The sequence below is a fragment of the Rhodopila globiformis genome, from assembly GCF_002937115.1.
In the GTDB taxonomy this organism is placed as follows: Bacteria; Pseudomonadota; Alphaproteobacteria; order Acetobacterales; family Acetobacteraceae; genus Rhodopila; species Rhodopila globiformis.
The window spans coordinates 94,637-101,440 of the sequence record NZ_NHRY01000266.1 but is presented as its reverse complement, the minus strand read 5'-3'; the positions used below and the strand labels follow the sequence as shown (position 1 = coordinate 101,440).

Below are 6,804 nucleotides of genomic sequence, written 5' to 3'. Positions count from 1 at the left end.
AACAGGTCGGTATCGCGCATGGATGATGGCTCCGGTCGGTTCGTTCCCAAGCCATGCCAGACAGCGCGTTATGCGCAAACCCCCGTCTGCGCCAGATGCCGTCAAACCAAATTCGGCTTCGTGGCTAGCCAGCGCTTGGCCGACAAGCGCTCCCAGACACTCAACCTCTGCGTGCGGGCCACCCATCCGAAATAGCGAGGAGCCGAAAATGCAGGCATTCGTCAGCAGGATTTTCAGCAGGGAAACGCAGCGGCCATCCGGCGTATAGGAATGGCAGATACCGTTGCCGGTGTTGGATCCGATCCCGCCGCCACGACGCGAATCGCGTTTGTCACCGCCGGATGACGCACAGGACGCATCGTACTTCGCCGCGTTAGCGAGAATCTCCAGCTTGTCGGCGACAGACAGCGGCCTCATCATGTTCTTCTTATGTTCCAACAAGCGGCGCCTGTCAAGGTAATTCCCGGTCAAGGTAATTCCCGGTCAAGGTAATTCCCGGTCAAGGTAATTCCCGGTCAAGGCAATTCCCGGCAGGCCCCGGCAGGCACACGCAGACCGCGGGCAGACCGCGGCTTGCAAACGAAACTTCAAGTTGCCGTTCAGTGATCGCGTCCGCGTCCGGTCTTGCTCTGCAGGGCCTCGATCCGTTTCGACGCTTCAGCCTTGCTGAGATTCGGATCAAAGGGCTCACCGGCTTCCGCACACAGGGTCTTCAGATAGGACGCCTGCGCGCCGGTCATCGACTCGTCGCCGGTCGTCCAGTCGTCGGGATCCTTCTCCGTGTTGGACGGAGCGGAAGAGGGCGCATCGGGTTTCGGATCAGTGCTCATGGCGAGCCAACGCAGATGATCGTGCTTTGTTCCCCGCCGGGCCGCCTTTTAATATTCGAACTGGTAGGTAAGCCCGACGCTGGCTTCATCCCCGCTGTTCGAAGAACCAGTCGCGGACTGGAGCGACGCCGAGCCGGCTGTCGCTTCCAGCTTCAGGCCTTTCGTAAGATCGACCTGCACTGTCGCCTGGCTGCCTGTACCTGATGCACTCTGCTTCGCGCCGACGTAGACGCCTCGGGCGATATAGCGGCCCGCCTCCACGGTCGGATTGCCGGCCGCATCGCTGCCGACCGACAGGCGGTCCAGTCCGAATGTTGTCCGCAGCTTGTCCAGTGGATCGAAGCCGGAGGTCGCGCCGGACAGGGACGCCAGCGCCGCGGCGATCTGAGCCAGCTGCAGCGGGCTCAGCTTTGAGGTACTGGTATTGAACAGCAGCTGCGCGAGGATTTCGTCCTGCGGCAGCTCAGGCACGCTGGACAAGGTGATCTGGGGATCCCTGGCGGTGCCACTGACGGTCAAGGTCGCGACAATCGCCGTGGTCGTGGACGTTGCCACGAAATGCAACGACGGGTTGGTGAAGCTTCCGCCGCTGAAGTCAATTGTGCCCTCGGTAAACTTCAGCGTCGTGCCGATGATGCTCAAGGTTCCGTGGCGGAGGTGCAGGCCGCCCTCCGGTACCGGCTTGGCGGTCGTGCCGCCGATGTGGATCTTGCCGCCCACTTCCGCGTCCAGGCCCCGGCCGCGGATGAACACCTGCTCCGGCGCGTCCAGCGTGAGGTTCAGGGCAATGATGGTCTGAGGTGTCTGCGGGGGTGGCGGCGGTGGCGGAGCGTTGGCGGAGCGCACCGGCAAGACCGCGATGCCGGGCGGCAGCTTGTCGGGGATCCGGATGTCGGCGCGCCGCACATGCAAGGTGCCGCTTGCCTGCAGGTCGCCCTTCACCTCTCCCTGGACCGTCAGATTGAGGTCAATCAGCGCGGTCAGCAGCTCGCTTGATATCGGGCGGGCATCGTTGGCAAAGAAATGCAGATTGACCGGCATCGCGCCCGCCAGGCCAATGGTGCCGTCGCCGCCCAGCGTTCCCGGTCCCGCCTTGCCCGACAGGCGTGTCAACCGGATCGTGTCACCGCTCGCCTGGACTGTCGCGACAATGTCATGCACCCGCACGCCAAGCGCATAATCGATCACCTCCCCCCTGCGCAGGTCCGCGACCCCGTTCACGCGCGGCGCCGCGACGGTGCCAGTGACAGCGGCATTCAGAGTGACCTCGCCCCGCGCTCGCCGTCCTTCCGCGAGCAGCAGAGGATCCAGCATCGCAAGATCGATCCGGGCATCCGTCTTCAGGTCGAGACTGCCCTCCTTCGACAAAGGAGCCGTCCCGGTCAGCGTCACATGCGACGGTCCGGCCGTCAGCCTGGTGTCAAGCCGGGCGGCGGTGCCCAGCAGCGTGACGTTCGCCGCCAGGTTCGCGGCGGGCAGCGCCTGGCCGGGACCCTTGCGAAGATGCACGCCGTTGGCCGTCACCCTGATGGTGCCCTCAGGCCGCGCGGACGTGCCGGTCAGGCGCGCATCGGCTGCGATCACGCCGTCGGCGGCCAGGGACGGATCGACGATCGCGGCGACATCGGCGGGCAGGTTCCGCAGTGTCGCGGTCAGGTCGAGTTTGCTGCCGACACGACCCGACACGGCCAGTTCCGCCTGCCGGAAGCCAAGGCGCACGCGATCCATGGCAATCCCATTGGCAAAGCTGAACTTGGCGGGGGACAGCAGGCGGAGGACCTGCTGCTTCCAGCTTGCCTCCAGCCTCGCCAAAGCCAGGGTGCGGTTGGTGGCGTCCAGGGTTCCGGCCGTTGCCAGCCTGGCCGGACCACCCGCGATGTCCGGGGCATCGGCGCTGACCGTCAAGCCCACTGCGTCCAGGGGACCCTTGGCCGTCATACGTGCCGAAATCGAATGGGCCGAGCCGGCGGACACGCCATCCGCGACGAGGCTTCCATCGATCGTCGGATGCCCGGTCGGGTCGGTGACGGTCGCTTGCAGCACCGCCTTGCTGATTGCGGCGGTCCCCGGAAGCGCTGCATTCCGGACCGTCAGCGTCAGGCGGGTGGCCTGGTCGTCGGAGTCGAGCGTCGCCTTGGCCTCACCGGCGATCGCCTTGCCGATCAATGGCTCAAGATCGGCCAGGTGCCCCAGGGTCACCTGCAGCTTACCCTTTGGCAGCACCGCCGACTGCGCCAGGCTGACGGCTCCCTTGGCCTGCAACGACTTCCAGTCCGCCTTGCTGATGTCGGCCTTGATCACGCCGTCTGTCTCGTCCGCTGTCAGCGCCAGAACCAAAGGCGCACCCAGCAACGTGCCGTTTGCATTGACCACCGCATGCGGCGCGTGCGGCAGTCCGGAAGCGTCCACATGCGCGGTGACATGGCCTGGTTCATAGCCCTTTGCCGCGATGTCGGCGTCTATGTCCGCCTGGGCTTTCAGCGCATCCAATGCGCCGCTCGCATGAGCGGTGACAGCCACCTTGCCCGACAGGCCGGGCTGGACGGCCGTCAGGTTGGACAGGCCGATTGTCGTATTCAGGTTGACCGTTTGTCCTGACATGCCGCCATCGGCCGTGACGTCCAGGGCTTTGCCGTTGATCGTCAGGTGCGACAGCGTGATGTCCTGGCCATGCATCGAGGCGGCAAGATCGACGCGGCCGTCGTCGCCAATCAGCGCGGGCACGGGCGCCATGCCGCCGGTTATCGCCACCCGGCCTTTGACGGTCGCCGTTCTCGTGTCACCGTCAACCTCCGCCGTCAGATTGAGGTCGGTGCTGCCCTGAATGTTGGTCCCGCCGATCGCCGCCAGCGGCCCCAGGTCCGGAAGCACCAGGTGCGCCGCGACTTTTTGCGTGCCCCCGGCCTGGCCGTTGCCATCGACCGAAATCAGCGGATGATGCAGCGCGAACGTGAAGGGGCGGTCTGCCGCATCGAGATTCGCCGCCGCATCCAGCGTGACCGGCGCTGCCGCGAGGACATCCGGCTTTGATCCCGGTATGTGCAGATCCTGCACCACCGCATGAAGGTTCAGCTGACCGGTATTCCCTTTGACGTCCGCGGCAATCGAGCCGATGCGGGCTCCGGCAGCGGTCAGATCATCGATGCGGACGGTCCCGTTGGCATCCGGCTTCGTCAGCGCGCCACTGACGGTCGCATCCACCAGGATGGACTGCCAGGAAATGCCGGGACCCGGCGTCATTGCCGGCGCCTGCGCCTTGACCGCGAGGTGGCCTGTCTCATGATCAAGGTCAACGGTGCCTGCAACCGAGGCCTTCAACGGCCCGGCCGACAGATCGAGATGCGTCCCGAGGTCGTCGCGCGGCCCATTCGCCGAGGCCCGGACGGCCAATGGCCCGACATCCGGCACGTGGGCGATGCGCGCGATCAGGCCTTTCGCAGGTTCCTCGGCCGTGATGGCAGCCTGGATGTCATGCGGCGTGACGGTTCCATGGACGGCATAGGTGCCGGGACTGTCGAGCCGTCGCGCATCCAGAGTGACCGTGCCTTGCGTCAAGGTCGTCAGGTCCGCTGACCCGGTCAAGGCCAGCGTCGCAGGCACGCCGGCGACCGGCGCGCCAATGACGGCCTGATCGACCTTCAGGCTGCGGAGATCGACCCGCACGGGCAGGCTGAATGAGCTGCCGCTTTTGGTCTTGCTTTGCGACTCCGGCAGGCGGGCAAGATCCACGCGCGCGGCTTGCAGGCGATCAATCTGCGCAACCCCTTCGAACAGCTTGAGGGGCGACCAGTCCAGGATGACGTCCGAAACGGTGACGTAGGGACCCTTCGCGTCCGAAACCTGGATCTGGCCCACCCGCAGCGCGTCGGGAAAGCGGCCGCCCAGGCCCCGGAGCGTCACCATCCCGCCAGTCAGGCTTCTGGTTTCCTTCTCGATCAGGTGTCGTCCGATATCGAGGTTTGCCAGAACCAGGACGCCGGCAATCGCCACCATCGGCAGAGCCAGGAGAGTCGCCAGGATCCACGCAAACCATTTCAGCAGACGGCGGGTCAAAAGGCCTGTCCGATGCCGATATAAAGCTCGAACGAGTCGCCGCCCGGAAGCTTGTTCAACGGGACCGCGACATCAAGCCGAATAGGGCCGATCGACGTGTAGTAGCGAGCACCTACACCCGCCCCCGCGTGCCACGCGCCGGCAAAAGGTGCTCCATTCGTCGTGACCTGGCCCACATCGACAAACCCCACAACTCCGTAGTTACCCAGAATACGCTGGCGCCACTCGACGGTGCCGGCAGAGATAGCCGTTCCGCCGATGGGTATTCCATCAGGAAACTGCGGACCTAGCGTTTGGTATCGGTAGCCTCGCACCGTGGCGCTGCCGCCCGCATAGAAGCGTTGGTCTGGCGGCAAGCCAAACACGCCAGCCCCGGATACCTTCCCAACCAGCCCGCGCAAAGCCAGGATGCTGCGTCCATTGTCGAAGACGTCGAGATACGTGGAGCCGGCGAGCTGCATGATCACGAAGGTCGAGTTCGTGGTGCCGAGGGAATAGGTCGGCGTGACCAGCAGGCTGGCCCGGATACCCTGCGTCGGATTGAGCAGGTTTGTCGTGTTGTCGTACCGCAGCGCGGCCGGCAGGCCGATCAGGTTGTAATGGCGCGTCTCCCCTTCCTGTACGATCGATTCCTGCTCGCCTGACAGGCCGAGACTGCCCGTCCAATGGGCCGACAGTTTCCGGTTCAGGGCGATCTTCTCCTGCAATGCAGTCTGCTGATAGGCCTGCAGGCTCTGGTCCACCGCGTTGAGATCGATTTCCAGCGTCTGATCCCGCGCCAGGAAATCCGGCTTGAGGAACTGGGCGCCAACCTGATACCCGGGCCTGACCAGCGCATTCCCCCCTAACTGCGCCGCCGCCGTCAGGTTCAATTGCTCGGCGTTGCCAAACAGGTTGCGATCGTGCCATCCGGTCGAGACGTTGATGCCAAGATCGGTGGAGTAGGCAACGCTGGCGTCAACCGCATGCAGCGGCCGCTCGGTCAGATCGAAGGTGATCGGCAACTGACCCTCTGGATTCAGGGCCGAGGCCGGATCAGCCCGAACAACTGAAAAGACGCCAAGCGACATCAGATCCTGACGAGCGGCCTCGATCCTCTGTGGATTGTACAGCTCGCCCTGGTGCAGCAGCAGGCGCCGCCGGACGAACGACTCGTTCATCCTCTTCAGCCCGGTCAGGTTGATCGGGCCGATATCCGCCTTCGGACCGCTGTCAGGCTGGAACTCGACGTCCAGCAGGTCTTGATCCGGATGCAGGATCGCCACCGGCGTCGGCACCTTCGCCAGGGGATAGCCGTCGCTCCGCAGCGCAGCGAGCAGACGCCCCTGAGCCGCCAGTACGTCGGCCGCTACCGCCGGTTGGCCGGGCTCGAGGTTGAGCCTTCCGCGCACATCCGGCGGAACTTCGCCGGAAATGGTGACCTTGCCCAGCCGGAAGCGCGGGCCGAGGTCGAACGACGCGACCACCTGCATGGGCGGATCGGCGGGCGCCGCGTCGATGATCGCCGGCAGAGACGGATCATCCAGCGCATGCCCCGCGATCGTCAGGTTGACGGTTGCCTTGTAGTAGCCAAAGCTGTGCAAGGCGGTTTCGAACCGCTGCTTGTCCTGCCGGGCTCGCTGGATCAGGGCGAATCCGCCTACCGGAGCGGATTTCTGCAATGATATCAACGTTGCGCTGCCCTGTAGAGCCGCGTCCAGCGCGCTGTTTCCGGTCGGCTTCAGGGTAACCGTATAGGGTTGAGGATCAGCCGCACGTGACGAGACGACGACAAACAGCGTGGTGGTCATGAGCAGCGTCAAGACAAGCCAGCGTGCGGCGGGACGCATTTTTAACCAAGGGCGCTGCATCGTGCGATTATAGCTGGATAAGTGGCCAGATGGTTTCGCTGAACGGTCACGGTTGCGCCATTGTTCCATCC

At 64.7% G+C, this 6,804-nt stretch carries 3 protein-coding genes and 1 pseudogene; all 4 read right to left on the bottom strand.

The window, feature by feature from the left end; translation table 11 throughout:
- A pseudogene (locus CCS01_RS35565) lies at positions 1-417 on the bottom strand (hypothetical protein); the annotation flags it as partial.
- Positions 418-599: 182 nt separating this feature from the next.
- Positions 600-830 (bottom strand): DUF3072 domain-containing protein, encoded by a 231-nt coding sequence (locus CCS01_RS29690; RefSeq protein ID WP_104522407.1) that lies wholly within the window; start codon positions 828-830, stop codon positions 600-602.
- 48 nt (positions 831-878) lie between these two features.
- Positions 879-4,883 (bottom strand): translocation/assembly module TamB domain-containing protein, encoded by a 4,005-nt coding sequence (locus tag CCS01_RS29685; protein ID WP_104522405.1) that lies wholly within the window; start codon positions 4,881-4,883, stop codon positions 879-881.
- A complete protein-coding gene (locus CCS01_RS29680; RefSeq protein ID WP_158258678.1) occupies positions 4,880-6,673 on the bottom strand; it encodes an autotransporter assembly complex protein TamA in 1,794 nt (597 codons plus the stop codon). The genes CCS01_RS29685 and CCS01_RS29680 overlap by 4 nt, the downstream gene beginning before the upstream one ends.
- Positions 6,674-6,804: the final 131 nt, after the last annotated feature.